Source organism: Vibrio sp. Hep-1b-8, from assembly GCF_006124995.1.
Taxonomy (GTDB): domain Bacteria; phylum Pseudomonadota; class Gammaproteobacteria; order Enterobacterales; family Vibrionaceae; genus Vibrio.
Map to the genome: position 1 here is coordinate 1 of NZ_QEWN01000117.1, position 26,276 is coordinate 26,276.

The 26,276-nt window shown below is 46.0% G+C and carries 24 protein-coding genes and 1 riboswitch; of the genes, 6 read left to right on the top strand and 18 right to left on the bottom strand.

What is annotated here, in order from left to right:
• A partial coding sequence (locus DA100_RS15910; protein ID WP_138973029.1) for a DUF1456 family protein occupies positions 1 to 290 on the bottom strand: 290 nt, incomplete at its 3' end.
• A gap of 582 nt (positions 291 to 872) precedes the next feature.
• On the opposite strand from DA100_RS15910, the gene DA100_RS15920 reads away from it, so the two are divergent.
• Entirely contained in the window at positions 873 to 1,895 is a 1,023-nt protein-coding gene (locus DA100_RS15920; protein WP_138973030.1) for an acyltransferase family protein, read from the top strand.
• Between the two features lie 65 nt (positions 1,896 to 1,960).
• Here the strand turns inward: DA100_RS15920 and DA100_RS15925 are convergent, their stop codons facing one another.
• The 10 genes from DA100_RS15925 to thiD form a co-directional block, all read right to left on the bottom strand.
• Positions 1,961 to 2,347: an MAPEG family protein gene (locus DA100_RS15925; RefSeq protein ID WP_138973031.1), complete on the bottom strand. Its 387-nt coding sequence runs from the start codon at positions 2,345 to 2,347 to the stop codon at positions 1,961 to 1,963.
• The gene (locus DA100_RS15930; protein ID WP_138973032.1) at positions 2,344 to 2,670 is read right to left on the bottom strand and encodes a helix-turn-helix domain-containing protein; all 327 of its coding nucleotides are present in this window, start codon (positions 2,668 to 2,670) and stop codon (positions 2,344 to 2,346) included. The genes DA100_RS15925 and DA100_RS15930 overlap by 4 nt, the downstream gene beginning before the upstream one ends.
• Positions 2,671 to 2,923: 253 nt before the next feature.
• Positions 2,924 to 3,439: a copper-binding protein gene (locus DA100_RS15935; RefSeq protein ID WP_138973072.1), complete on the bottom strand. Its 516-nt coding sequence runs from the start codon at positions 3,437 to 3,439 to the stop codon at positions 2,924 to 2,926.
• 72 nt (positions 3,440 to 3,511) lie between these two features.
• Positions 3,512 to 6,649, bottom strand: coding sequence for an efflux RND transporter permease subunit (locus tag DA100_RS15940; protein WP_138973033.1), 3,138 nt, complete (start codon positions 6,647 to 6,649; stop codon positions 3,512 to 3,514).
• Positions 6,646 to 8,358 (bottom strand): efflux RND transporter periplasmic adaptor subunit, encoded by a 1,713-nt coding sequence (locus DA100_RS15945; RefSeq protein WP_138973034.1) that lies wholly within the window; start codon positions 8,356 to 8,358, stop codon positions 6,646 to 6,648. The genes DA100_RS15940 and DA100_RS15945 overlap by 4 nt, the downstream gene beginning before the upstream one ends.
• A gap of 11 nt (positions 8,359 to 8,369) precedes the next feature.
• Positions 8,370 to 9,683: a TolC family protein gene (locus DA100_RS15950; protein WP_240800945.1), complete on the bottom strand. Its 1,314-nt coding sequence runs from the start codon at positions 9,681 to 9,683 to the stop codon at positions 8,370 to 8,372.
• A gap of 146 nt (positions 9,684 to 9,829) precedes the next feature.
• On the bottom strand, positions 9,830 to 10,270 hold the full coding sequence (locus DA100_RS15955) for a hypothetical protein (RefSeq protein ID WP_138973036.1): 441 nt from the start codon (positions 10,268 to 10,270) through the stop codon (positions 9,830 to 9,832).
• Positions 10,271 to 10,387: 117 nt separating this feature from the next.
• The gene (locus tag DA100_RS15960) at positions 10,388 to 10,873 is read right to left on the bottom strand and encodes a VOC family protein (protein WP_138973037.1); all 486 of its coding nucleotides are present in this window, start codon (positions 10,871 to 10,873) and stop codon (positions 10,388 to 10,390) included.
• A 130-nt stretch (positions 10,874 to 11,003) separates the two neighbouring features.
• Positions 11,004 to 11,747, bottom strand: coding sequence for a phosphatase PAP2 family protein (locus tag DA100_RS15965; protein ID WP_138973038.1), 744 nt, complete (start codon positions 11,745 to 11,747; stop codon positions 11,004 to 11,006).
• A 142-nt stretch (positions 11,748 to 11,889) separates the two neighbouring features.
• Positions 11,890 to 12,720, bottom strand: a complete 831-nt coding sequence (thiD, locus tag DA100_RS15970) for a bifunctional hydroxymethylpyrimidine kinase/phosphomethylpyrimidine kinase (protein WP_138973039.1) — start codon at positions 12,718 to 12,720, stop codon at positions 11,890 to 11,892.
• Positions 12,721 to 12,819: 99 nt separating this feature from the next.
• A riboswitch (TPP riboswitch) is annotated at positions 12,820 to 12,929 on the bottom strand.
• A 112-nt stretch (positions 12,930 to 13,041) separates the two neighbouring features.
• Here thiD and DA100_RS15975 point away from each other — a divergent pair.
• Positions 13,042 to 13,872 (top strand): HDOD domain-containing protein, encoded by an 831-nt coding sequence (locus tag DA100_RS15975; protein ID WP_138973040.1) that lies wholly within the window; start codon positions 13,042 to 13,044, stop codon positions 13,870 to 13,872.
• A gap of 92 nt (positions 13,873 to 13,964) precedes the next feature.
• Positions 13,965 to 14,852 (top strand): LysR family transcriptional regulator, encoded by an 888-nt coding sequence (locus DA100_RS15980; protein ID WP_138973041.1) that lies wholly within the window; start codon positions 13,965 to 13,967, stop codon positions 14,850 to 14,852.
• Between the two features lie 67 nt (positions 14,853 to 14,919).
• Here DA100_RS15980 and DA100_RS21035 read toward each other — a convergent pair whose 3' ends face one another.
• From DA100_RS21035 to DA100_RS16000, 5 genes are all read right to left on the bottom strand, one after another.
• Positions 14,920 to 15,072: a hypothetical protein gene (locus DA100_RS21035; RefSeq protein ID WP_171052237.1), complete on the bottom strand. Its 153-nt coding sequence runs from the start codon at positions 15,070 to 15,072 to the stop codon at positions 14,920 to 14,922.
• Between the two features lie 391 nt (positions 15,073 to 15,463).
• Positions 15,464 to 17,341: a PhoX family phosphatase gene (locus tag DA100_RS15985; protein ID WP_138973073.1), complete on the bottom strand. Its 1,878-nt coding sequence runs from the start codon at positions 17,339 to 17,341 to the stop codon at positions 15,464 to 15,466.
• Positions 17,342 to 17,803: 462 nt separating this feature from the next.
• Positions 17,804 to 18,637 carry an arginase gene (locus tag DA100_RS15990; protein WP_138973042.1) on the bottom strand — a complete coding sequence of 278 codons (834 nt, stop codon included), beginning with the start codon at positions 18,635 to 18,637 and terminating at the stop codon, positions 17,804 to 17,806.
• 5 nt (positions 18,638 to 18,642) lie between these two features.
• Positions 18,643 to 19,377: an IclR family transcriptional regulator gene (locus tag DA100_RS15995; protein WP_138973074.1), complete on the bottom strand. Its 735-nt coding sequence runs from the start codon at positions 19,375 to 19,377 to the stop codon at positions 18,643 to 18,645.
• Between the two features lie 207 nt (positions 19,378 to 19,584).
• Entirely contained in the window at positions 19,585 to 20,037 is a 453-nt protein-coding gene (locus DA100_RS16000) for a family 1 glycosylhydrolase (protein ID WP_276608350.1), read from the bottom strand.
• Positions 20,038 to 20,215: 178 nt separating this feature from the next.
• Here DA100_RS16000 and DA100_RS16005 point away from each other — a divergent pair, with 178 nt between their 5' ends.
• The 3 genes from DA100_RS16005 (at position 20,216) to DA100_RS16015 (ending at position 23,537) form a co-directional block, all read left to right on the top strand.
• On the top strand, positions 20,216 to 20,635 hold the full coding sequence (locus DA100_RS16005; protein ID WP_138973043.1) for a universal stress protein: 420 nt from the start codon (positions 20,216 to 20,218) through the stop codon (positions 20,633 to 20,635).
• Positions 20,636 to 20,860: 225 nt separating this feature from the next.
• On the top strand, positions 20,861 to 21,520 hold the full coding sequence (locus DA100_RS16010; RefSeq protein WP_138973044.1) for a nitroreductase family protein: 660 nt from the start codon (positions 20,861 to 20,863) through the stop codon (positions 21,518 to 21,520).
• A gap of 304 nt (positions 21,521 to 21,824) precedes the next feature.
• Complete coding sequence (locus DA100_RS16015) at positions 21,825 to 23,537, top strand: methyl-accepting chemotaxis protein (protein ID WP_138973045.1); 1,713 nt, start codon at positions 21,825 to 21,827, stop codon at positions 23,535 to 23,537.
• A 25-nt stretch (positions 23,538 to 23,562) separates the two neighbouring features.
• On the opposite strand, the gene DA100_RS16020 is transcribed toward DA100_RS16015, so the two are convergent.
• Together DA100_RS16020 and DA100_RS16025 are read right to left on the bottom strand one after the other, a co-directional pair.
• Positions 23,563 to 24,417, bottom strand: coding sequence for a DMT family transporter (locus DA100_RS16020; RefSeq protein WP_138973046.1), 855 nt, complete (start codon positions 24,415 to 24,417; stop codon positions 23,563 to 23,565).
• Positions 24,418 to 24,511: 94 nt separating this feature from the next.
• Entirely contained in the window at positions 24,512 to 26,191 is a 1,680-nt protein-coding gene (locus DA100_RS16025) for a FapA family protein (protein WP_138973047.1), read from the bottom strand.
• Positions 26,192 to 26,276: the final 85 nt, after the last annotated feature.

The following is a 26,276-nucleotide window of genomic DNA, read 5'->3' on the forward strand; positions in this document are numbered from 1 at the left end:
TCTAGCGCAATGCGCAGCTTCATGAGAATCATGTTGTTGGTCAACGTAACTTTTGGCTTAGGTTGCTCGCCGTCTTTTTTGCCTCGCTTGAGGTTAATAAAGCCATTTAAGAATACCGCCAACTCTTGATCCTTCATCTTAACGCAAGATTTGTCGCTTTCATCTTTTAACCAGTTTGTGACTTTATCTTGAGCCACAATGACTTCGGCCTGCTCGAAAGCTTTCATGATCTGTGCGTTTTTAAGGTTTAACGCGTGTTGGATACGACGTAAAATTTCGTTGTTAGTCACTAGGGATTCCTAAAATGAGTTCTAAGGGTGAATAAAAATCCATCAATCACATGCGATCTGTGGGTGTCTTTATTCAATAGCGTAGTTGACGGTGACTCTAACAGAGAACAGGTTTCTTCGGTAGGTTAAAAAATGAAAATAAGACGGCCTATTCGAACTAGTTGGCGAAGTTGGTAAGACCCCACTTTCATAGACATTATGCTGATTAGAAAAAGTAGGTCGATTCAGAGCTTATCTAACGTAACCGATGCTAATGTACTTCCCAGCTTGCTTAAGCAGACACGTCGGAAAATCATTGATATATCAGGTGATGGTGATCGCCTAACAACCAGTCATGTTAGGCGCGTTTTTAACTGAAATCGAATTAGGAAACAAAACCCATCCACAGCTTCCGCACACATTACTTACCTTTCCATACGCACTGCGCGTTACTTTGATTGAAAATCGGTGTTGCACTTATTGAGCCGCCTCGCAAATCACCGCTGAATATTGCCGCTACAGTACAACAACTTGATTTAGGTTGCGTCATTAACCCTGGTTTGCTGGTATACGTTCGCTACTTTCAGTTAATTTTTTGTCGTTATGGTAAGTAAGAAAATTCAAAGTATTGAGCTCGGTCGAGTGATCGCTATTTTGGCGATTGCCGCCATGCATTGTCAGATGTTTTTAACCTATTGGCAGTTCGATGAAAACCCTTGGATAGGATACGTGTTTAATCAGTCTACTCGTTTTGCTGTGCCACTGTTTTTCCTTATATCTGGTTACTTGATCCAACCTAAGCTAGTGGCAGCTCCGCTAGAAACATTACAACGTTATGTCTCCCCGCTTCTGCGTGTATTCATTGTCTGGAGTGTTATCACTTTAGTGATGCCTTTCAATCTAGGTACAGTGGCAGAATCTGGGTATCTGGCCGAGCATCAAGGGTACTGGGGCTACCTGGCACAATCGCCTCTTAACTCCCTGCTTGAAGGCGGTCTCGTTCACCTGTGGTTTATTCCAGCATTAATCTGTGCTGCGGCCATTGCGGCTTTACTGGCTAAGTTCAACAAGCTGGCACTGTTTATCCCTATCGGTGCCGCTTTATACTTTTACGGTGTGCTAGCGGGCAGTTATCAAGCATTAACTGAACTACCTGCTCCCTTTTTCACTCGTAATGGGCCGTTTTTTAGTACCTTGTTGTTTGCGATCGGCTTTGAGATACGTCAGCGCGGTCTGTCGATGACAGCCAAGCAGGCTTTACTGCTCGCATTTACCGGTATGGCGTTACATTTTTTCGAGGCTTGGCAGCTCACTCGTTTCGAGCAACCCTTTAACGCGAATGACTACCTGTTCGGCACCTTCGTTTGGGGAACAGGCTGCTTTATGTGGCTATTAGCAAAACCAAACTTTGGGACGGGACGCTGGTTAACTGCTCAGTCAAACTCCGTGTTGCCACTCTATGTTGCGCACCTGCCGATGATCATTGTGATGATGAATATCGCGGGCATGCTGGCATTAACGGGGTTTGCAAAAGATATGCTGCTGCTATTTGGCGCAACAGTCCTGACATTCTTGTTGGTGAAAGGGTTGGAGAGAACACCTCTCTACCATTTTTTATTCAGATAACTCCCCAACAAAAAAGCGATGGTGATGACCATCGCTTTTCGTTTGCTGCACCGGCGGCTAAATCACTACCACATTTTGTCGAAAGGTAAGTGAATGATATTGAGCACAATCAGTGCTGCCATCGCCAGAAACGTCAATTTCATTCCGCCAATACGTCCTTTTAGCCCATCCGCTAAAATTCCTTTGGCATGCATCACTCGACCTACTACAAATACCACGCCACATAAGTGAATCAGCCATACACTTGCACCATTGTATTCTAGCGTCGCCATCATGATCAGCGTAATGGGAGTATAATCGACGGCATTGCTATGGGCACTGCGCGCAATGGTGAGCGCATCAACACCACCATCAGAGTACTTTACCTGTGCTTTGCGCCGTTGCTTGATGACCTGAATCGATAGCCAAATCATCAATGATGCGAGAATCGCTGCGTACAACGCTGTAATCATAAGTTCTCTCCTTGAGCTTGAAATTGAGTTGCGCATTGCTCGTCTGCACAGCATTCATCTTGGAGAAATCCAATGACATCTTCGAGACATTTGTAGTCGGTCACACAGTAAAGTGTTCGTCCTTCACGGCGTTGACTAATTAATCCTACTGACGCCAAACTTGAAATATGGTGAGACAGAGTCGACCCTGGTATCGCTAATTTCTCTTGCAATGCACCCACGGTAATGCCTTGGTAACCAGCTTTTACAACACTTTTATAGATGGACAGACGCACCGGATGACCGAGTTCTTTAAGCGCCTTCGCAGCCATTTCAAGATCCATGGAAGACTCCAATAAAAAAAACAGATATTTCCAAAATAATCGAACTATTGATCAATAGCAATCATTGATCCTTCATTGCCACTCAATTGTATAACCAAGGTCGCGATTGGTTCATTAATCTATGGATTCATCCCAACTGAGCTGAGCTGAGCGCACACTACGCTGGCGCAGCTTCTTGTATAGCTTCATCTTTGGCTAGCCATCACTCCCAAAAAAGGCAGCCTTGGCTGCCTTTTTGGAATAAAGATGGAGACTAAAGCGCCATCTTCTTAACCATGCCCGCTTCAGCGTGACCGGCAATATTACAGGCTAGCTCTACATTGCTATCGCCATGGAAATGCCATAGCAGTTGCTTGGCTTTACCAGGTTCAACGGTAACTGAGTTTCCTGAGTCGTGCATATGACCTGCACTCATGGTTTTCATCATTTCACGGTGCTTCAGTTGCTCCTGTTCCGAGCCAATAGTGAACTCATGATTCATTTTGCCGGTGTTTAACACAACAAACTGAACCACGTCATTTGGCTCAATTTTCACGTCTTGTTTAAAGCGAATTTTCATATCATCACTTAAAAGCACGTGAACCACTTTGTCAGGTTTTGCGCCTTTTGCTGGCATGCCGACATCCGACATCCCTTCCATATTCATCATCATAGAGTGGTCCATTTTCGAAGCGCCCATCTCACCATGATTCATATTAGCGTGATCAACATTGGCCTGTGCGCCCATCGCAGTAACGCTTAACATGATTGATAGTAGTGTCTTTTTCATTTTCATTGTTCTTTCCTTAATTTCTAGTTTAGTTCGGCCTCAGAACATCCGGAGGCTGATCAAGTCGTAGGGTTATTGTTTATTTGGTTGAGCAGCCACTTCTCGCTGCTTCCACAATTTGAAAATCGCTGGTAACACCAACAGAGTAAGCAGTAGTGCTGATGCCATACCACCAATCATCGGTGCGGCAATACGTTGCATCACTTCAGACCCCGTTCCTTGGCCGTACATAATCGGTATCAAGCCAATAATGACGGTCAGTACGGTCATCATTACAGGACGGACGCGGAGTCCCGCACCTTGGCGAATTGCGTCGGTGAGATCTTCCAGTTGCAGTGGCTGCTGATTATCCGAGGCTGCTAGTTTGGTGTAATGCCATGCCTGATTGAGGTAAACCAACATGATGACCCCAATCTCGACCGCGACACCGGCCAAGGCAATAAATCCAACCCCTACTGCTATCGAGAAGTTGTAACCAAGGTAGTGCATCAGCCATAAGCCACCGACCATCGCAAGTGGCAAAGTCATCATGATGATCAGCACTTCGCCAATACGACGGAAGCTGAAGTAGAGCAGCAGCATGATGATGGCGATGGTGATTGGAACCACAACGCCCAAGCGTTCTTTAGCGCGTTCCATGTATTCGTACTGTCCCGACCAAACCAACGAGTAACCCGCAGGGAGCACAAGCTGCTCTGCCACCGCCTGTTGTGCGTCGGCAACATAAGAACCCAGATCTCGACCATCAATATCAACAAATACCCAACCATTTGGACGTGCGTTTTCGGTCTTGATCATCGGAGGGCCGTCTTCATAACGAATATCAGCAACATCCGCCAGTGCAATACGAGCGCCGTTGGGCGTCACCAGAGGCAGGTTCTGCAATTTGACCACTGAATCACGGTAGTCTTGAGGATAACGAACGTTGATTGGATAGCGCTCTAACCCTTCAATGGTTTCCCCGACATTCATGCCGCCGACTGCTGTGGAAACCACCTGCTGTACATCTTTGATACTTAGGCCATAACGGGCAGCCGCTCTGCGCTTGATATCAATCGTGACATAGCGACCACCAGCAACACGCTCAGCATAGACAGAGGCCGTCCCCGTCACCTGATTTAAGATAGGCTCTAACTGAGCACCAATTTTCTCAATTTCACTCAATTGTGGACCTGAGATCTTGATGCCAATCGGGGTCTTAATCCCGGTCGCCAGCATGTCGATACGTGTTTTGATCGGCATGACCCATGCGTTAGTCAAACCAGGGAATTGCACCAGTTGATCAAACTCCCGACGTAGCGATTCCGTTGTAACCCCTTCACGCCATTGATCGCGCGGTTTCAACTGAATCACGGTTTCAATCATGGTGAGAGGTGCTGGGTCAGTCGCCGTGTCCGCTCGACCAATCTTGCCCCATGCAGTTTCCACTTCAGGGACGGTCATGATCAGCTTGTTGGTTTGTTGCAGTAGCTCACGTGCTTTACCTATCGAGATCCCTGGGTAAGTGGTCGGCATGTACATCAAATCTCCCTCATCCAAAGGAGGAATAAACTCACTGCCTAGCTTAGCTGTCGGATAGTAGGCCGATGCCATCAATGCCATTGCCAGCAGCAAAACACTTTTAGGGTACTTTAGGCTGAAGTTAAGCATAGGTTTGTAGAGCGCGATGAGTCCCCTATTGATTGGGTTTTTATCTTCAGGCAGAACTTTGCCTCGAATGAAATAGCCCATCAATACTGGCACTAAGGTGATCGCAAGACCTGCTGCCGCTGCCATGGCGTAAGTTTTGGTAAAGGCGAGTGGCGAAAACATCTTGCCTTCCTGGCCTTCCAGTGCAAATACAGGCACAAAGCTCAAGGTAATAATTAACAATGAGAAGAACAATGGCGCACCCACTTCCTGAGCGGCATCACCAATAACCTGCCAACGGTTCTTATCCGTTAGTGGTGTGCGTTCTATATGCTTGTGCACGTTCTCGATCATGACGATCGCCCCATCAACCATGGCGCCGATGGCAATCGCAATCCCCCCCAGTGACATGATGTTGGCGTTGATGCCTTGCCAATGCATGATGATAAATGCAGATAAGATACCAACCGGTAAGCTCAAGGCGATAACAAGCGAAGAACGAATATGGAATAAAAACAGAGCGCAAACTATCGCCACGACGATGAACTCTTCCGCCAGTTTCTTCCACAAGTTTTCGACCGCCGAATCGATCAGTGTTGAACGGTCATAAGTCGCAACAATCTCAACCCCTTCCGGTAAGCTTCGCTGTAGCTCATTGAGCTTGTCTTTGACGTTCGCAATCACCTGACTGGCATTCTCACCAAAGCGCATCACGATCACGCCACCAACCGCTTCCCCTTCACCGTTCAGTTCCGATATACCACGACGCATTTGCGGCCCGATGTTGATGTCGGCAATATCACCAAGCAGCAACGGGGTACCTTTTTGGGTCACTTTTAGTGGCAGTGCCTGGATATCTTCTATGCTCGAGAGATAACCTGTGGTGCGAACCATATGCTCAGCTTCGGCCACTTCAACCACTGATGCGCCCGTCTCTTGGTTACCATTTTGAATCGCCATATTGACTTGTTGCAGGGTGAGGTCGTAGGCACGCAGCTTGGCAGGGTCAATTTGCACCTGATACTGCTTGACCATACCGCCAACGGTAGCGACTTCAGATACACCCGCTACGGTTTGCAGCTCATATTTGAGGAACCAGTCCTGCAAACTACGAAGTTGCGCTAAATCGTGCTGGCCTGTTTTATCCTGTAAAACGTAGCTGTAGACCCAGCCAACCCCTGTCGCATCTGGACCTAACGTCGGCTTGGCGCTTGCAGGCAAATTAGGAGCAACTTGACTCAAGTACTCTAAAACTCGCGAGCGTGCCCAGTACATGTCGGTATCATCGTTAAAGATGATGTAAACATACGAGTCACCAAAAAATGAGTAACCCCGTACCGTTTCAGCGCCCGGCACAGCCAGCATGGCTGTCGTTAAGGGATAGGTAACTTGATCTTCAACCACTTGTGGAGCCTGTCCCGGATAGCTGGTCTTAATGATCACCTGCACATCAGAGAGATCTGGAATCGCATCCACTGGCGTATTTTTTACACTGTAAAGACCCGCCAAGATCAGTGCGGCAGTCGCCAGCAATACCAGTAAACGATTACTGATTGACCAACGGATAATGGCACCTATCATAATGCCTCCTTAGCGCGAACCAGTTGCTTCAATTGATAATCGGTGCCTTCTTTAGCCACTAGAAATCGAACTTTCTCACCTTCCTCAAAACCAGAAAGATCCACTTCATCTCCAACAGAAAAGTTCATTTCACCCGCTTGCCAGCCCCACTCGGCGACAGGCAGATGCTTTAAAGTGATCATATTGAAATCGGCCATCAGCATCGATATATCACCACTCATCCATACTTCAGCCGCAACAAGGCCATCGCCAACCTTGTAGTCGACGATCTGATATTTGCCTTCTGGCGTCTTCTGCATTGCAAACTCCAACGCCAGCCCTTGAGCCAGCGCATCAATGTCAACACCTTCCGCGAGATCAAAGTTCATCACCATGCCTGGCCAATTCCATTCAGGAACTGGCTGATGGCTGATTGTTAACATTCGGTGCTGTGCCATAACATCCGTTATTTCACCTTGCGCCCAAACCGTTTCAGCGGGTGCTTCTACACCGTTGATTCTTGACAGATCTGCACTTTGACTTGATTCAGAATCAAGCAGGAAGTGAGCCGAGGTGACGATCGCTTGCCCTTGTTCAAGCCCTTTAAGCACTTCGACTTTATCGCCAGCTTCACGACCGACTTCGATACGTGCAGAGCGATAATTTCCTTCACCTTCAGCCAGTACCACACGAGCCATGCCTCCAGAACGGATTACCGATGAGCGAGGAATGGTCAGCACTTTTTCGCTACTTATAGGTTTAAGAGCAACATTGGCAAACATATTCGGTTTCAGTTCCCCGTGAGGATTTGGGAACTTCAGACGCACGCGTAACGTTCGCGTATTAGGGTCAAGGATCGGATAGACATAGTCGACCTCACCCTGCCACTCACCACCTGGGATGGCATCAAGTGTCATCGACGCACTGCTGCCCTGTTTTATCCAATGAGCCTGTCGCTCAAACACTTCAGCATCGACCCAAACCTCTTTCAGCGGTCCAGCACTAATGACTGCTTGAGCCGGAGATAGGTAGCCACCTTCACGAATATTCAGGCTAGCAATGACACCATCCGCTGGCGCTTTAATTTCGATGGTCTGCTGAGCCTGACCACGGCGCACGATGTCACTGATTTGCGCCCTATCGACACCAAGGGTGACTAATCGCTCAGTAGCCCCTTTAATCATGCCCTTACGTTGAGTCTGATGGGCACTGAGTAACTCTTCTTGTGCTTTGATCAGTTCAGGAGAGTAAAGAGAAAACAGCACACTGCCTTTTTCAACTTTTTCACCGACCGCGTTGATATAGAGTTTTTCAACCCAACCAGACACGCGTACGTTGGTCTGCCATAGGTTACTTTCATCAAAGGCGATATAACCAACCGTTTCAATACGAGGCGCAAGTTCTGCAAGCTCTACCTGTGCGGTTTTCACGCCTAGATTGTTCTCCACCGAGGGATCGATAGTAACGGTACCAGGTTGGCTGGCTCCGTTATTTTGGTCTTCTGCATAAACGGGGATAAGATCCATCCCCATCGGTGACTTACCCGGTTTATCACGCTTGTAGTTTGGATCCATCGGAGCAACCCAGTACAGAGGCTCACTGTTAGAGACAGATTCTGAAGCTTGCGCCACACTCATATCATGGTTTGCACTCGGCAAATACATGCTGGCCGCAAAGCCCAATACGCCACCCACTACTAAAGCCACGCTGGCTACTTTAAATGTCGTCATCTTCTGTTCCTTTAATTTTTCATGCGCTGAGCCGGAGGCGTAATCTGATATTCAAACCCTCCCAATAAGGCGGCCAACTGGCTGCTCACCCTATTCCAATCTGTCATTAGCCGTTCTAGTTCAAGCTGCAATGCCAACTCATCGGTCGTCGCAGAGATAACATCACTGAACTGTGCGGTATTATTTTGATAGCCACGTTCAACCGCCTCAGTACGAGAAGAAGCTTGAGGAATTAAGCTGGATTGGTATCGTTCGATCCGTTCGTTTAAGTTAGAACGGTCATTGAGCAAGGCATTCGCTTGTGCATTCATTTGCGCTAACAGGGTATCTTTCTGGGATAACGCCGCCCCAACCTGATACTGAGCCGCGGCGAGGTTGTTGTCCTGACGGTTGCCAGTAAACAGAGGAATATCCATCGTCAGGTAAGCACTGACAAGATCCGAAGCTGGTTGTCCATTCATACCGTTGGCCTGTCGATAGGCGTACATCACTTCAACGCCAAACTGTGGCGTATAAGCCTGCTCTGCCATCTCTACCTGAGTCTGATTAACTGACACATTCAGTTCAGCCATCTTGATCATCGGGTGCTGATTGAGCAGCGGATACAGATGGTTTGACTGACCAGCCTGAGCGAGTTTGCTATCTAACACCGCCCAGTTGAGTTGATTACTTGCCTTGAGGGAAGAAGCACTATCGAGCCATTGAGACCCGAGCCACTCCGAAAGCTGAGCCACAATTCGACGTTGTTGCTGGCGGTTGGCCTGTAGTTTTTCATCGAGCTTATTGACTTGAAGTTGCGCATTGAGCAAGTTTTGAGCTTCGCTTTTGCCAATTGAATAATTGGTCTGAAGATATTGCTCCATCTCGACCATCAGACGACGATTTTCATCCAATAATCGCTGTGCGTGTTGCAAATAGCCCAATTCTAGCCATAGCTGAGTCATCTGATTGGCGACTTCACGTTCTCTGACTTCTATTTGCGCCGTCAGACCATCCGCTTGCTGGTTAGCTTGCTTTTGCTTGAGCTCTAGCGTTGACCCGCGCTCAAACTGCTGCATCAAACCAACAGAGATATTGGTCATAGGATCTTTATCGAACTGAAAGCTATCTACGGGTAAGCCACCCACACCGACTTTCAGCTTGGGATCCATCAAAGTGGCACTGGCTATGCCATTTGCACGCATTGCTTGTGCCTTGGCGGAAAACTCGGTTCGGTTGCCATCGTGGGATAACGCCGCCTCAATCAGAGACGTCAGTTGTTTAGTTGCGACCTCTCTTTGACCCGCTTCATTTCCTTTTTGATGAGCGAAAGCAAACGCAGGCAAAGTCGCCAAACTCACACTGACTACCAGTGCGACGAATCTTGGTTCTAAATTCACAATAATTACTCATTGTTTGAAGACACAATTGAAACTCCTGAACAGGCTGAAAATACAGTCAGTACCAAGAGAAAAGAGTTGTAATTTAAGAACTAAGCGGAAGGTGGACGCAGGAAGCTTTGTGGACGCATGATCTTGTTACCAATGGTAAGCGGATAATGCAAAGCAAGCGAATAGGTAATATCACTCAGAGACTGAGTATGTTGGATAGGGTAGAAGGTCGTCGAACAAGCTGAAACACAACAGCGATGCGGGCCATCACCTGAACTAGAACAACTCACCGTATTTGTTGATGGTTGCTTATCCATTGAGTGTGAACTTCGAAGTTCTTCAACGAAAGAGTGGCAATCCGTTTTGGTTGTCTGTAAAGATTCAGGCTGGTCAGAGGCATGTTGCTGATGCGACATCTGCACACTGGAGTCCATAGCGAACATCATCGAAACCATCGACGGAGAACTGGCGGCATAACTCGACATCAACATTGCAACAATGCTGAAAATCACAATCATTAATGATTTAAGTGGATGAGTCATGGCGTACCTTTATCTATGAACTATGGATGTTAATCCTTACCCCTAGGTAAAGGTCAAGAGTATATGACAAGAAAAAAGGATTGGTGCTGCACCAATCCTCTCTAAAATCGTGGACAATTACTCGTAATCTGAAGCGTATGTCTCTTCATAAGTATGTGAGTAAAGCTCGAACAAGTTACCAAACGGGTCTTCTAGGTAAACCATTTTTGCTGGCTTGCTGTCGTCTTCTGGATGGTAGCGCATCACATCCATACGTACCTTACCGCCAAACTTCTCAACTTTTTCCATCACAGCTTCGAAGTCATCTGTTTGTAGACAGAAGTGGAAGATACCCAAGCGCGAGAAATCAACCTCATGACGTACCTGACGCTCTTTCATTTCAAATAGTTCCACGCCGATGCCATCAGTTGTCACTAAGTGGGCGATGTTGAAACCTTTAAATCCTTCACCGAATACTGCGATACACATGCGACCAATCGCCGTCTCGCGTTCTTCAACAACTTTAGTATTGTTCATTACAATGCTAAGACCTAGAGCTTGAGTGTAGAACTCAACCGCTTGATCCATATCGCCAACCATGATGCCCACGTGATTCATTTTCATAATCTGCTCCAAATACATTTCATTTGTTTGTTTCGATGAGGAGAGTATATGGCGTGCGGAAAATTACTTGAAATTATCATTAATTATAAAAATAATAACTAAAATTTATAATCAATTCTCCACTACTTGGCTAGTGAGTCGTACTCATCCGCCTAGAAAGCAGCTTATTGACTGCCCAATCAAATCGGGGAACAGCAGCATAAACCGCCGCAACGAATACAATAGAGCCGACTAAATCGATAGGCCTATGCATACCTAACCACAATCGACTATAGGCAACAGCGACAGCCCAACAACCGAGTAAAGCCGTAAGTGTGTAGCGTTTATTGCTAACAAAGATACCACCAAAAAACGCTAAACAAATCGCCGCAAAAATCGTGTGTCCTGATGGAAATGAGTAGTCTTTTTCGCCCTGCCAGTGACGGGTTCTCCACTCGGTGACTTGTTGCGAAATCTCATCTATCACTTGAGATTTTTGCAAGGAGTCTAGTTTGTAGAAGTGTTCTGGTTTGGGGATGAGTAACTGATGCGCGAGCAACTCGGTGTATGGGCGTGGGCTTTCGGTCAAATGCTTTAAGCCCGTTTTAGCAGCAAAACCGATCACCAGAATAATCGCTAGTTGCACCATTTTATTAATGAATTCTGGATGGTTGCCTATTATTCGCCAAGTGATAAACACCAAAAGCGAAAGTGAAAACAAAAAACCTGAAGAACCCGCAGAATCAGTCAGTACGGAGAAAACTATCCCAGTAAAGTCATTCACTTCACTGAGTAGATCAATATGACTCACAATTAACGACATCGGCGCGATAACCAGCAAAAATGCCACAAGCAGCACCAGACCATCACGCTTATTTTTCAACAGATTTTTCACGATATAGATTCACAGCAGCACAAGAGGAGAAGGAATAGTAGTTTACTTCACTGGCAGAAATTATCAGTTCAATGTCAAATTGGTGAAAGTTAACTCACCTCCACCAATCCGATCACGCTTTGAGACTTTATCACTCATGCGGCTAGCGAACATTGACATGACCACAGAAGAAATGGTTTACAGGGCCATGTCCTTGCCCCACTTTAAGCTGATCAGCGTGAGAGATGGCTTGAGAGATATATTGTTTGCCGAGACACACCGCCTTATGTAGGCGATGACCCTGAGCTAAATAAGAGGCAATCGCTGATGAGAGAGTACACCCCGTGCCATGGGTATTTTTGGTTTCAATTCGTTTGGCGCTCAACACTTCGCTGCTGTTTTGCTCAATCAACAGATCGCTGCTCTTATCCGTTTTCTTCAAGTGGCCACCTTTGAGTAATACCGCTTTAGCGCCTAGCGCTTTGAGTGCATCGATCGTCTCCGTCATCTGGCTTTCATTGTGAGGAATATCCCTCCCAGTCAAAGCGGCACATTCAGGCAAGTTCGGGGTAATCAAGTCCGCTAAAGGAAGAAGCTGCTGTTTCAATGTTTCGACCGCCGGTTGGGCTAATAACGGGGCACCACTGGTTGCAACCATGACCGGATCCACCACTAAATACTTGGGTTGATAGTGACGAATTTTTCTCGCAACCATCGCGATGATATCAGCGTCCGCGAGCATTCCAACTTTGACAGCAACCACATTAAGATCGGAGAAAACAGCGTCGAGTTGGCTCTCAATATGTTCGACAGGGATAGGATGAATGGCACTAACACCGAGTGTATTTTGCGAGGTAACCGCCGTAATGACTGAACAGGCATAACTGCCCGTCGCGGATATCGCCTTAATGTCGGCTTGGATACCAGCACCACCACCGCTATCTGAGCCGGCAATAGTGAGTACAATAGGTGGTGTGTCTTGAGAGTGTGGCATTTTGGCTCCTACAACAAGACGTACAAGAACCTATGGCGATAAGCAGAGAGAGCTCAATGAGCCGATTTCTCCATCGAATGCCAGTATGACAACCGAACGGTCGATATACATATAGTTCCCTACGCCAGTGCTAACTGAATCAGGTTCAACGGGTCTCGCTTTGCGATCTCAGCCTTAATCCTATTGGGCAGGCTCCCCGACTATTGGTCACAAATCATAACAATAAACTTTCACCGATTACATCAATTATTTATCCGTCAGATGGAGGGGGCGTCCATTGTGAACTATAGTAGTTTAGCTCACGGGAATAAGGAGAGAATTATGAGCCATGAGGCACTACTATCTCGTTTGAACGAGCTACCAAGGATTCAAAAAATTCTTCAAGAACTGCTAGACATGGTGACCAAAGACGACGTTGACTTCAGACTTCTTGCCAATAAAATTGCCACCGATCAGGTCTTGAGTGCACGCTTACTCAGATTAGTCAACTCTGCGCATTTTGGCGGAAACAAAACGATATCCTCAGTCAACGAGGCACTGGTTCGCGTTGGTACTGCACCGGTGAGAGCGTTAGTTGTGGTTTCAGTGCTGTCAGGGGTATTTCCTAAGCTACCAACCTTAGATATCAGTAAATACTGGGAAGAGACGTTTGAAGTTTCCATTATTGCCAGTAAGATCGCCAATGTGACCGATATGGATGGAGACGAAGCTTTTACCACAGGTATCTTGCACAATATCGGTGAACTGATGATCCATGCGCTGGTTCCAGAACAGGCCAAAATCATCACCGCTCGGGTAGAAGCAGGAGAAAATGCCATCGCAGTTCAGGAAGAGATTCTTGATATCACTGCGCCAGCATTAGGAGCTAAGTTAGCCAAGAGCTGGCACTTCCCAGATGTCATGATTGACGCCATCGCCAATTTTGACCAACCACGCGACGCAGAGATTTCACCTAAAATGGCCACCACCTTACACTTTGCCCGTTCGATTCATCGCGATTGGGACAAGTTAGAAAGTGATGAGGGAAAGAGCCGATATCTGGCCGAGCATCCCGACTCACGCTTACTCAATATCTCCACGTCATTTGCCTCGACCATAGATCAATTTCGCGGCAATGGAAAAGCGTTAGCGATAGAGCTCAACGCAGCGTAAATCGTACGGCGAGCCTAGGCTCGCTTCCCCTACCAAAACAATGTGTTATCACCTAAACTAGGTTAGATAATTTTTTGTTATGGACCGTATTGATGCTAAATCCTTCTTGGCTAAAAACATTTGTCACTTTGGTTGATACCGGCCACTTCACCAAAACCGCAGAAAAACTGTTTATGACGCAACCCGGTGTCAGTCAGCATATCAAAAAACTAGAACACATCTGCGGACATGCGTTAATCGAAAGACACAACAAAACATTTGTCGTCACAGAAGCGGGAAGGACAGTCTATGACTACGCCAACCAACTAGAATCTGAACAAAAAAAGATGTTGAGTTCACTTAGCCAAGACGATCCGTACAGTGGTCTGGTGTCTGTCTCTTGTTCGGGTTCACTGGCGTTACTGCTCTACCCTCATCTGCTCAATTTACAATGTAAACACCCAGAGCTGATTCCCCTGCTGGAAGCGGCTCCTCACCACAAAATCCTTGCCGACGTCATCAAGGGCGAGGTCGATTTGGGGATTGTGGCAAACGAGCCTACTGACCCACGTATTGATTCACATAAGTTTGGTTCTGAGCCGTTATGCCTGATGCTACCTAAAGAAAAGATGACCAAAAAACTCGATGAAAAAGCGCTTAAAGAGCTCGGACTGATCAGACACCCTGATGCCGAACACTATTTGTCGCTCTATTTTTCACGCTGCGGGGAAAGCCAACTTGCCGCGATCAATATCAATCAAATCCCGACGACGGGATACATCAATCAACTGAGTCAGATTTTATTGCCTGTCGCGCAAGGACATGGGTTTACTATCTTGCCTAAAAGCGCTCTAGAGGCTTTTCCACTCAAAGAGCAAATCGCCGTCTACCAGCCCAAAAGTGAAGTGATTGAAACTCTCTATCTGCTGACTAAACGACACCGACAAATTCCGGCTCGCTTTGACACCATTAGGCAAGTCATGAAAAATCAGTTGAATTAGTTGAGAGGGATAAAACGCAAAAAGGAGCCACTGGCTCCTTTTTCACGTGTTTTGTACTTTTCATCATTTACGCCTCGAGAACATCTTCACCAGACATCTCGGAGATCAGCAACAAATCGTCTTCATCGAGTTTCATTCCCAACACGGGGACACCATGTTGAACTATCCAACTGCAAAAGAATACGAATACGCCTAAAGCGACAAGACCAAGTGATAGCATAACCAAACCTCCTCCGTGGTTATCAACAAAGTATCGATAACTTGAAGATGTGACTTTTTGAGAAAGATAAAGCAAAAGGCCTACGGAAATACTTAGTTCTATTACGTTTGTCGATTCACTCTTAACGATGGGTTCGTTAAGCCCTGTGTGTCGATTTGGGTTCAGTTTATTCGTATTTACTTTGGGAGTTTACTCGATTCTCTACACCTTTAAGTTACTGAGATACCTTTTCAATATAGTGATACCGTACACGTGAAGCAACTATATTTAGTGGTGAATGAATAGATGATCACAAATTTTATGCCTACACATGCATAATTATCGCAAACTCGCCTGTAGCAACACAAAAACGGGGCACAAAGCCCCGTTTTAAAACCCAGTTTATGAGTGTTTATGCGCCAATCACGCCACCATCTTCTCGGGTAATCGCCATAATAGTTGAACGCGGTTTAGTGCTACCCCCGCCAGGGAAGTTCGAAGGTGCCCCATCTTCACCTGGGTGCTGAACACCAACAAACATGGTTTTATAGTCTGATGAAAAAGTAAGGCCGGTAATCTCACAAGCAACTGGGCCAGTAAGGAAACGACGCACTTCGCCCGTCATAGGATCACCACACAACATTTGGTTGTTACCTTGACCCGCAAAATTTCCTTTGTTCGAGTAATTGCCGTCGGTTTGAATCCACAAGCGACCCGCGCTATCAAAACCAATACCATCAGGGCTGTTGAACATGTTATCTGCATTAATGTTGTCACTGCCTGCATACAGGCTACCCTGATGCACTTGTGGGTTACCGGCAATCAAGTAGAGATCCCATTCAAAATTGTCACTGATGTGAGATCCGTTCTTCGGCATCCAACGCACAATCTGACCATAGTGGTTTTCTTTACGCGGGTTAGGACCACCTACAGGCTGTCCCTCTTTAACACCACGGTTTTTGTTGTTGGTTAAGGTGCAGAATACATGCTTGTTATCTGGGTGAACCGCGACCCACTCAGGACGATCCATGGTTGTTGCCCCCACTTGCGTTGCCGCACGACGAGCAAAGATCATCACTTCAGCCTGATCCATAAAACCATTCTGCTTTGTTAGCCCATTTTTACCATGCGTAAGCTCGATCCACTGACCTTTACCGCGCAGTTGTTTATCATCCATCTCGAATTTCGCCACATACAATGTGCCTTCTTCAAGTAGATTGCGATTCGCTTGGTCATTACCCGGCTGGTATGTGTTCTTAGAGACAAATTTGTACAGGTGCTCACCACGCTCATCATCGCCTAGGTACACCACAACATGACCGCTGTCATCCACCAATAGTGCAGCATTTTCATGTTTAAATCGGCCTAAAGCCGTGCGCTTCAGTGGGGTTGATGTAGGGTCATTCGGGTCAATTTCTACTACCCAACCAAAGCGGTGAGGTTCATTCGGATGCTTGGCAACATCAAAGCGCTCATCTGTATCATGCCACTGATACTTACTTGGCGATGCTTTAATGCCGTAGCGCTTGTGGTCAGCGCTAAGATCAGCACTCGCTCTAGTACCAAAGTAGCCATTGAAGTTCTCTTCACAAGTTAGGTATGTTCCCCAAGGCGTTTGACCATTCGCGCAGTTATTAAACGTGCCCAGCGGCTTCATTCCCGAAGGATCCAGCTCAGTTTTCATTAAATCATGACCAGCCGCAGGCCCGGTGAGTTTCATTTCAGTGTTGGCTGTAATTCTGCGGTTTCGCATGCCATTTTTATCCAGCTTCCACTCACCGCCTTTTCGAATGATTTCAAATACCGTAACACCGTGTGCAGCCTGAGCTTTTAACACATCGTCGGCAGTCATGGCTTTACCACCATGATCAAACAGTAGATCGTAATTGGTGTATTCATTATTTACCGCGATAACCGCTCGGTCTTCGCTAATAGGAAATAGGCTCATCCCATCCGTGTTATCACCAAACTGACGCAATTGAGCCTTAGAACCTTGCTTACCACTCGGGTCAAACTCAGGGGCATCTGGGAAAATAGGGTCTCCCCACGACAGCAGCGGCGTTGCTTTGTACCCTTTAGGTACAATAAACGCATCGGCCGTCGAAGCAGGAACCGCTTCAAAGTTGAGCAGTGAACTGTCGTTGTTAGCGGCAAAAGCTTTAGTAATTGGGTTTAGTGAAAGAAATGCACTTGCACTAACGGCTGCGGTACCAGCTAAAAAACGACGACGTGATAAACACGCGTCGATCATTTGGCTGAATTGAGAATCCTGACTGTCACGATCCCACATTGCTGACTCCTTGCTTGAGTAGTTTTTATCTCTTTGGCGCAGATCGTAGATAGTCAGCATGACAAACAAGTTAAGCCATTGTTTCATATTGATTAATAAAAATAGACACAAAGAGTGAATTTACATTTCAACTTCATTAAAGTGCGCTATGGTTCACTTTTGACTGATAAATAGTGTAATACGTACAAAAAAATGTGATCAAAAACCTAGATCTTTTCAGATTTGGTAGCTACATTGTTGATTGTTCATGAGGAACTACATTCACATAAGCTCATTGAGGAGCATGTTTGTTTTTTAAGTGAGGGATTATCATGAAGAAAATGAGAAAAGCACAATTGCATCGCGTACGCATTCAATACTGGAAAGAGTCGAACAAAGACGCGAGCAAATCATCTTAATGTGCTAACCCACCGTACTAAGCTGGCTTAACCGCCAGCTTTTGTGTTTTTATCGCAATGAAAATTAGGCTGCTCTATGGCTGAAAGGAAACAGCTGAGTTAACTCATGCATGATGCTTTGCGTCTGTTTTGAGTAAAGATGTTTATCTTTATAACCCACCAATTGTACCTGACGCACCTTTCCGGAAATCAGTAACTGACGAATCATACGATTGACCATCTGCACATCCAATGCCGTTCCTTGCTCCAATCTCGAGACTGGGTAGAGGCAAGATAAGTCGATGTTTACTACCACATCATTACAGTGCGCTAAAAAGCTCGCCAACTGATTCTTGACTTGAAAACGATGACTGAAGCTGCATTCTTCACCCGTCATCCAATCACAACCTAAGTCTTCAGCGTATTCTAACAAACGCTCTGTATGCTGGTTAATATCAACCCCTAGGCAGAACAGACGGCACTCATTGTAGCGAGCAAGAGCAAAATGGTATGCGCTGCCTTGAACGGGTTCTAGTGACGCCTTGAGTTCAAAGTCTCGACCAATATGAACAATGCCAAGCTCTTGTCTAGAGGAATGCAACAGAGGCAACGAGTGGAGCAAGGTTTCACTGTTATTAGTAAACACAACTGGCAATGTCTCAGTGCCAAGGTAACGGCTCAACTGATGCTGGTATTTGGTCACTGGCTGAGCAGTAAGGTTGTAGTGCCCACCATTTAACCAGCTAAAACCATCCAGCTCTTCAATCCACTGATAAATCTCTTCCAAGCTTTGATCGGCCATTTCGAAATCCACCAGCTTCATCGGCTTGAGCTTTTCACTAACCGTGAGAAGAGCTAAACGATGAGACAACATCCCTGTGAGATTTTGATCTTTATTACGTCGAAATAGGCCAAACATATGAATTACCTTTCTGGGGGCAATGCCCTCGCTGCTTGAAGTACGTGAAGAATGATCCTCTGTTGATTTAATTGAACTCGATGAGCAGGAGCCATTACTGAAATTGCACCGATCAGTTTGGAGCCTTTCATTACTGGTGCGCTGATACCAGAAACACCAGAGTCAATTTCTGAGGTGCTAACGGCATATCCCTGATTGCGGATTTGCTCCAATTCCAGCTTCCACTGTTCGTGGCGTTCTTGTTCCCCAAAATAGCGCAAGATTTTTTCACATCGCGTTGCTGGCATATAAGCCAACATAACTTTGGATGAGGCGCCTCGTAACAGGGGTTGACTTTGACCCTGGACGTAGCTGCAACGAAGCGCCTGCATGCTCTCTTTGCGACTCACACACAATGCTCTGTAACCAACAGGCACCATATAAGCCGCCATCTCACCCGTCTGTTTCTGTAAGCGGTTCAACACTGCGTCAACGACATCTAAGTCGTGTTGACTCGTTTCATAACTGCGCATCAATAGCAGTGCTGCTGGACCGATGATCAAGGTTTTGTCATTTGGACTTTCCTCGATCAGATTCCACTCTTTTAGCAACTTCAAATGACGGTAAAGACTACTGATCGGTGTGCCTAATTGTTCACTCAACTGTTTGGCTGTGATCGGCTCATCATTGACCGCCACCTGCATTAATAGTTGAAGAACTTTTTCGTTAACCTGTCCGCTATTCTGTTTCATAGAGTTCACGCTATTGTTGTAGCGTTTTCGATTGATAGTGTTCAAATTGTATTCTTACTTGGTAGGAATTTATAAACAAAATAATGCTACATTTCTTACTATGTGAGAATACAAAAAACTAAAGGCGATCATTTTCTCAGTGCATTTGTCGAACGTCGGTGTGAATAAAAAGGAGCCTCATAACGGCTCCTTTTACTTGTATGGAATAATGTTTGGCTATTTCTGCGTAAGGCTAGCACCATGAGTGGCAATCACCTGTTGGTACCAGAAAAAACTCTTTTTGCGTTTTCGTTCTAAACTACCGTGTCCATCATCATGCCTATCAACGTAGATAAATCCGTATCGCTTGCTCATCTCGGCGGTTGAGTTGGCCACCAAATCAATGGGCCCCCAACTGGTGAATCCCATCAGCTCAACGCCATCTAACATCGCTTCGTGAGCCTGAACCAAATGATCATTGAGATAAGCGATTCGATAATCGTCATTGATTTGGCCGTTGTCATCGATTTCATCGCGAGCTCCAAGACCATTCTCCACCACAAATAATGGCTTTTGGTAGCGGTCGTACAAAAAGTTAAGCAGTATACGTAGCCCTTTAGGGTCGATGAGCCACCCCAAAGAAAATTGGTCGGGAATGTGGTCATGTTCAGTTCCTAGTCCGTCGTTTATCTGCCCACCATTGTAGACCTAGCCTAGCCAAACAAATGAGGTCGGGATAATTAATTTATATTTCCTATTTTGTTGGCCTTTTTATGTAAGCTTTTGGCATTTTCGAGATCTTGACGGCACCTTTATCCAACCTCAAGGTTTATGCTTAGATTAGGATATTCACTAGAAGGTCATGTTTATGAACTACAAACATATTCTTGTTGCGCTTGAGCTTACTGACGAAAGTAAAGTGTTAGTCGATAAAGCGGTCTACTTGGCAAAACTGACGAATGCCGAGGTTTCATTTATCCATATTGATGGCTCTCACGGGGAGATTTACCCAGAAGTTGTCGACCTTCAAACCGAGACGAATCATCCGCCGTTTGGTGAGCACACCATTGAACAAATCCGCTCATTTGAATCGTACAGCGCATTCCCTATTAAGCACATCCTGCTTGGCTCGGGAGACCTAGCCGATAAATTAGCGAATACGATCGAAAATAATAACGTCGATCTCTTGCTCTGTGGTCACCACCACGATTTTTGGAGCAAAATTGTCTCTTACTCCAAACATTTAGTCGATGCATCTCCCGTTGATATCCTTGTGGTACCTATCTAGCCCTTTGTTGCTCCGCTCAACGTTGACAACGGGTCTCATAGCGAGGCCCGTTTTTAATTTTTATGCGTTTCTAACCGACTCCTTGCCACGCTGCATTATGGACAAAAAGTTCCATAGTGATTGGCAAATATCGCTATTTTTCCGTTAGTTATCATGACGTAAATTACCCTCATCAAGAGACGCTGACGGCAATTGGCGCCAATATAGAGAAAGTTAGGAGCCCATATGACTCATCCAATTATCAAAGATTTAGAAACTCGCTACACCGCTAAAAAATATGACGCGACCAAACGCATTTCAGCGCAGGATATCGAAACCATCAAGCAAGCGATCCACCTATCTGCTTCATCAATTAACTCGCAACCATGGAAATTTATCGTGCTAGAGAGTGATGAAGCAAAACAAAGATTTCACGACACGTTTGCCAATAAGTTTGCGTTTAATCAACCACACGCAAAAGAAGCATCACATACGATTTTGTTTGCCCATAACCCACGTTATACCAAAGAGCAGTACAAAAAAGTTGTCGATGCTGAAGTGACATCAGGTCATTTACCAGCAGAGCGATACAACGACATGCTAAATGGCGCATTCGGTTTTGCTGAACTGAATACCGATGAGGCAGGCTACAACGGAAATTGGACGAAAGCTCAAACTTACATTGCCCTAGGTAATACCTTACACACACTGGCACGCTTGGGGATTGCTTCGACACCAATGGAAGGGGTTGATGCCGAGCTAATCGGTGATGTATTCAAAGAAGAGCTAGACGGATACGTATGTGATTTTGCACTTGCAATGGGCTACCACAAAGACGGTGAAGACTATAACCACGGTCTGCCAAAAGCTCGTTTGCCTATTGAAGACGTTATCACAACACTTTAAAGCATCGGGGCGGATACTATGGCGAAACGCACGATCGTTGCCAATATCACCGCGAAACCGCATGACTCACATTCAGTCAGCCACACAAAATCACAAGGCTTCCTTTAAGGAAGCCTTTTTGCTTCCATTCATCACGCTAATGACTATTTCATCTTGGGCTCTAAAAACATGCGCGACCTAACACTTTAGGGCTAGCTCATAACAAGAAAATTATTTTGATGATCTGAGTCAATTTGAAGAGAGGATTAGTTCATCCAACTTATCTAATATTAGGAAAAATAAATATACTAATTGAGGATACGTCATGACATCAGTTTCGCGAGAGCAGAGTCCGGAAAACACACAACTCAACCGCAAAGGTTTCTCCTCGCTGTTCGCTAAAGTAAGTACCAAACTAAAATTGGCGATCTTACTGACCTTCATTGCCTTCTTGGTCTTAGGCTATAAAGGCATATCCGGTATGCAGACATCTGCCAGTTTTATTGAAGAACTGTATAGCCAAGGGATGCAACATACTATAAGAACCAGTCGAGTCATTGACGAACTAAGTAATGCCCGAAGCGCATTGCTACTCTCATTTCAACATGATCCTTCATCGGACACGGCAGCAATGCATGACCACCCTTTGCAGTTCCATATTGATCAGATTCAGACCTCACTGAAAACCTTGCATCATATTATTGATAACGAACTATTAAAGTCCGAGCTTGGCGCAGAAGAAAAAACCGTTGTCACTAATCTAGCAAAAGTCATTGACGATATTACCAACCAAGGTTTTGAACCCGCCATCGCCAAATTGAATTCTGGTGACTTTAACGGCTCCAACCTCATCCTTCTGAGTGAGATAAATCCGTTGTTTAACGAGGCTTACAAATTCGCAGAAACCTTTTTCACAATGCAGGTAAACGAAGGTAAAAACAGTTTCAATCAGGCCAATGAAAACACCCGTCACTTTATCGTTGCGGTAAGCGGTATCACACTGATTTCTCTGGTCGTGATCATTGCCCTTTCCACCGTAGTAGTAAAACGCATTAACGCTGCCGTGACCCAACTAGAGGCCTCTTCAGGGCAAATTGCCCAAGGGGATCTGACCCAGCGTTTATCTCTGAGTGGAAACGATGAGTTTGCTCGTATTGCTGACTCAGTCAACAATATTGTGAGCAGTTTTCAGCATGTTGTGCAGACCAACCGTGATTCCATCAGTCAATTAGCACGCTCTGCCGAAGAGAGCTCGGCCGTCGCAGTACAGACCAAACAAAATATCCTGACGCAGCAAGCGCAAACCGAGCAAATCGCAACAGCCATCAATGAGTTTACCGCTACGGTTCATGAAGTAGCGCAAAGCGCCTCATCAGCGGCACAAGCTTCTGAACAGGCGGATCAGGCCGCTGAAAGCGGTCAGAAAGTGGTGACGGAAAGTATCGACTTGATTGAAAAACTATCGAGAGAAATGCAAGACTCAGTCAACGCGATGCACCAGTTGGCGAAGCACTCAGAAGAGATCGGCAGTGTGGTCGATGTGATTCAGGGGATTTCAGAACAAACTAACTTGCTGGCACTCAACGCCGCTATCGAAGCGGCGCGGGCAGGAGAACAAGGGCGAGGTTTTGCGGTGGTGGCTGACGAAGTACGAACACTCGCCAGTCGAACTCAACAGTCAACGCAAGAGATACTCGAGACCATTCAGCGTTTGCAAAATGGCAGCCGTGAATCGACTCAACGTTTAGAAATCGGCGCGCAAAATGCGTTGTCTACGGTTGAAAAAGCTCGTGAAGCAGGCGATGCACTCAATTTGATTAAGTCGAGTGTCGATCAAATCACGGCGATGAATGTCCAAATTGCGACTGCCGCAGAACAACAAAGTCTAGTGACTGAAGAGATAAACAGTAACATATCGAGTATCAGCGAAATTTCCAATCAAACAGCGGTGGGAGCGGAGCAAAGCAGTGCGGCGACACAAGAGTTAGCCGAGCTCACCGAACTGCTTCACCATGAAATCGAACATTATCGCGTTTAATCAAAAGCTGCTGATCCAGATCATCTCACTCTGGGTCAGCGTTTTCTTTTGCAACAAAAATCACCGCAATACCACTTAACACAAGTAACGCTGCGATTACGGAACTCGTTGTAATCGTCTCGCCAAGGCCAATACTACCCGCTGCAAACGCAATAACGGGCACACTAAGTTGAGCGACAGAGGCCTGCAACATCGATATCTGTTTCACTACTCGATACCAAAGAATATAACCAAATCCAGATGCGAAAATTCCCGACAACAAGGCCCATCCCACCCCGCTCAGCGTGAGGGTTGCGGTATGAACAAGCCATGGACTCAGCACTAAAGCAATGACGCTCGCCAGTACAAAACCATGCGTAATTGAGAGTGAAGGTGCCGCCGCCGTGCGTCCCAATAACGTAAAAGCAGCCCAACAAATACCGGACAACATCATCAAGATCGCGGCCGACAAACTAGGCGTTTGGGCAGAGGGTAGCATCAAAGTAACAAAGCCCCCAATCGCCACGGCAATGCCTAAGATTTCGATTCGGTTCAAGCGATACCCGGAAAGCACATGAAACACCACTAACGCGAGCTGAACCATACCAAACAGAATCAATGCCCCAGTTCCGGTACTAAGCTGCGTATACGCAAATGAGAAACTTACCGCGTAGCCGAACAGTGCAATCCCCCCCGCCCAACTGACCTTACTGGTCAAAAACCGGCTCTTGAGTTCGCGGCGTATCATCAAAATCACCGCTAAAGTAATCGCACCAGATAGCAATCGGATGAAGGTAAAAGACCCCGGATCTATCGCCTCTTCAGCCAGAGCAAAACGACAAAAAAACGAGTTCGCAGCAAAAGCGATCAAAGCCACAATCAGATTGATTGAATTAGACATGTGTCATCCCATTTAAGTCCAACTAAAGTATATCGGCAAACCATATGGGCGATAGCATCATTGATTATGATTAATAGCGTCTAAGTCTAAAGAATCAATCGTCTTGCTCTAGGTCTTCTTCCTCAAACATCGATGAACGTTTGATTTCATATTGATTGAAACTAAAAATACTCGCGCCTCGGACGCGTTTGGTGATCACCTTTTCATCACCAAACTGAACCGTTACGTGAGTAAACACTTTGTTCTTAGCCTCTAAGGTACACTCAGCCAACGCGACTTCTAACTCTTGATCATTAGTGTCTCGAGCATGTTTCACCTTCTCGAGATGAGCATTGGCTTCCTGCTTGTCTGCCTCTAACTTCTGTTCTTGTTCGGGAGTACGCTCTGACTTGGGCGTTTTTTTGAATTCCAGCTCTTTGCGGATAATACCCATAGTCCCTTCTTGAGCTTGAGTATATTGTTCTTTGAGCTTAGCTTGACGCTCTTTATACATTTGAAAGCGAGCAAAAACATGCACGTAGGTAGCGGTATCGCCTTCTACACCGAGATTTACGCACGTCACCTTGCCACCCACTTTAGCAGAGCCACCACTTAAAGTGCCCTGCTTTTCGTTGGCGTCACAAACCACGAGATTGTGTCCACAGCGAACTTCATTACCCATACAGTGGACACTAAGGTGAATGTCATTTGCAGCCTGTAGTTCGGCGAACTGCGCATAGTTGGCGGTAATAGAACCACCCGATTTTACGATACAGCTTTTCTTCTCACCTTCAGAAACGTTATGGCCAATGATCCCTTTAGCCACTTCGATATCACCTTGAACTTGGATATCGGCTGATTCAATAAAGCCACCAACCGTGAGATTCCCCGTCGCCCTCACGACCATATCTGACTCGACATTGCCGAGGACGACAACATTGCCCTTGAATTTAACATGCCCCGTCGCCACACCAATGGTAGGGAGGCATAGTGCATCTTCAACCTCAACACCACGCTCTTTGAGAATCGGCATGCCCGAAACGGAGGCAATTAACAGATTGGGATTATCAGGGGAGATCATCGTGCCCTTGCCGACCTTAAACACCGCATCTTTACCCGGCTTAGGTGGAATGACTTTGCCAAGCACCGTCATCCCAGGCAACCCCTTAGTAGCAGGAACCCGTTTCATTAAAGGGTCATTTTGTGAAACATTGATCGTCTCGCCCAAATTAAGCATATCGACTTTACCATCAACGGAAGATTCTTTAGGCGCGAGAACTTGTTTGGTGGGATCTTTGACCAAAGGAACAAATTTGGCGTCTACACCCTGTTTAGGTTGCTTGCCTTGTGCGACGGCTTGAGTGAACGTCTCTCCAGGTTTCAACTGATGGCTCATGACCAGTACTTTTTTCAAGGCGAGCTTATTGATCCCTTTAGTCACATGCATTTGAGCCAAAGCGTGAACGATTTGTGGGCCTCTGAGTGGTTGCCCACGATAGGCACCAGTGACAACCATACTAGCAAGCATGTCATGATCAGAAAGAACGACTTCGACACAAGCATTGCGTACCTCAGCAACCGTGATGCCAACATAGGCTTCGCTTTTCATCTCTTTTGCGCAATGAATAAAACGAGTGACTTCGTCTTCAAGCACAAATAAGTCTCCAGCGCCAATTGCTGACAACGCTTCACTCAAACCGCGACTGTCAAAATTCTTATCAACCGTGATATCGGGTAACAACTTCGCGATAACTTGTTTGTTATCATCAGAAAAAGCAACAAACTTATCCCACATGCCATTCTGCCTTTAAGTTCCTTCTAGGCCGAGTGTATAAAATTAATCCTCATCACTGTATCAAAATAGTGACAATTTCAGGCAT

Coding starts and splice junctions, on each gene's coding strand:
- DA100_RS15920 (WP_138973030.1), top strand. CDS start 873: ATGGTAAGTAAGAAAATTCAAAGTATTGAGCTCGGTCGAGTGATCGCT.
- DA100_RS15925 (WP_138973031.1), bottom strand. CDS start 2,347: ATGATTACAGCGTTGTACGCAGCGATTCTCGCATCATTGATGATTTGG.
- DA100_RS15930 (WP_138973032.1), bottom strand. CDS start 2,670: ATGGATCTTGAAATGGCTGCGAAGGCGCTTAAAGAACTCGGTCATCCG.
- DA100_RS15935 (WP_138973072.1), bottom strand. CDS start 3,439: ATGAAAAAGACACTACTATCAATCATGTTAAGCGTTACTGCGATGGGC.
- DA100_RS15940 (WP_138973033.1), bottom strand. CDS start 6,649: ATGATAGGTGCCATTATCCGTTGGTCAATCAGTAATCGTTTACTGGTA.
- DA100_RS15945 (WP_138973034.1), bottom strand. CDS start 8,358: ATGACGACATTTAAAGTAGCCAGCGTGGCTTTAGTAGTGGGTGGCGTA.
- DA100_RS15955 (WP_138973036.1), bottom strand. CDS start 10,270: ATGACTCATCCACTTAAATCATTAATGATTGTGATTTTCAGCATTGTT.
- DA100_RS15960 (WP_138973037.1), bottom strand. CDS start 10,873: ATGAAAATGAATCACGTGGGCATCATGGTTGGCGATATGGATCAAGCG.
- thiD (WP_138973039.1), bottom strand. CDS start 12,720: ATGCCACACTCTCAAGACACACCACCTATTGTACTCACTATTGCCGGC.
- DA100_RS15975 (WP_138973040.1), top strand. CDS start 13,042: ATGAGCCATGAGGCACTACTATCTCGTTTGAACGAGCTACCAAGGATT.
- DA100_RS15980 (WP_138973041.1), top strand. CDS start 13,965: ATGCTAAATCCTTCTTGGCTAAAAACATTTGTCACTTTGGTTGATACC.
- DA100_RS21035 (WP_171052237.1), bottom strand. CDS start 15,072: ATGCTATCACTTGGTCTTGTCGCTTTAGGCGTATTCGTATTCTTTTGC.
- DA100_RS15985 (WP_138973073.1), bottom strand. CDS start 17,341: ATGTGGGATCGTGACAGTCAGGATTCTCAATTCAGCCAAATGATCGAC.
- DA100_RS15990 (WP_138973042.1), bottom strand. CDS start 18,637: ATGTTTGGCCTATTTCGACGTAATAAAGATCAAAATCTCACAGGGATG.
- DA100_RS16005 (WP_138973043.1), top strand. CDS start 20,216: ATGAACTACAAACATATTCTTGTTGCGCTTGAGCTTACTGACGAAAGT.
- DA100_RS16010 (WP_138973044.1), top strand. CDS start 20,861: ATGACTCATCCAATTATCAAAGATTTAGAAACTCGCTACACCGCTAAA.
- DA100_RS16015 (WP_138973045.1), top strand. CDS start 21,825: ATGACATCAGTTTCGCGAGAGCAGAGTCCGGAAAACACACAACTCAAC.
- DA100_RS16020 (WP_138973046.1), bottom strand. CDS start 24,417: ATGTCTAATTCAATCAATCTGATTGTGGCTTTGATCGCTTTTGCTGCG.
- DA100_RS16025 (WP_138973047.1), bottom strand. CDS start 26,191: ATGTGGGATAAGTTTGTTGCTTTTTCTGATGATAACAAACAAGTTATC.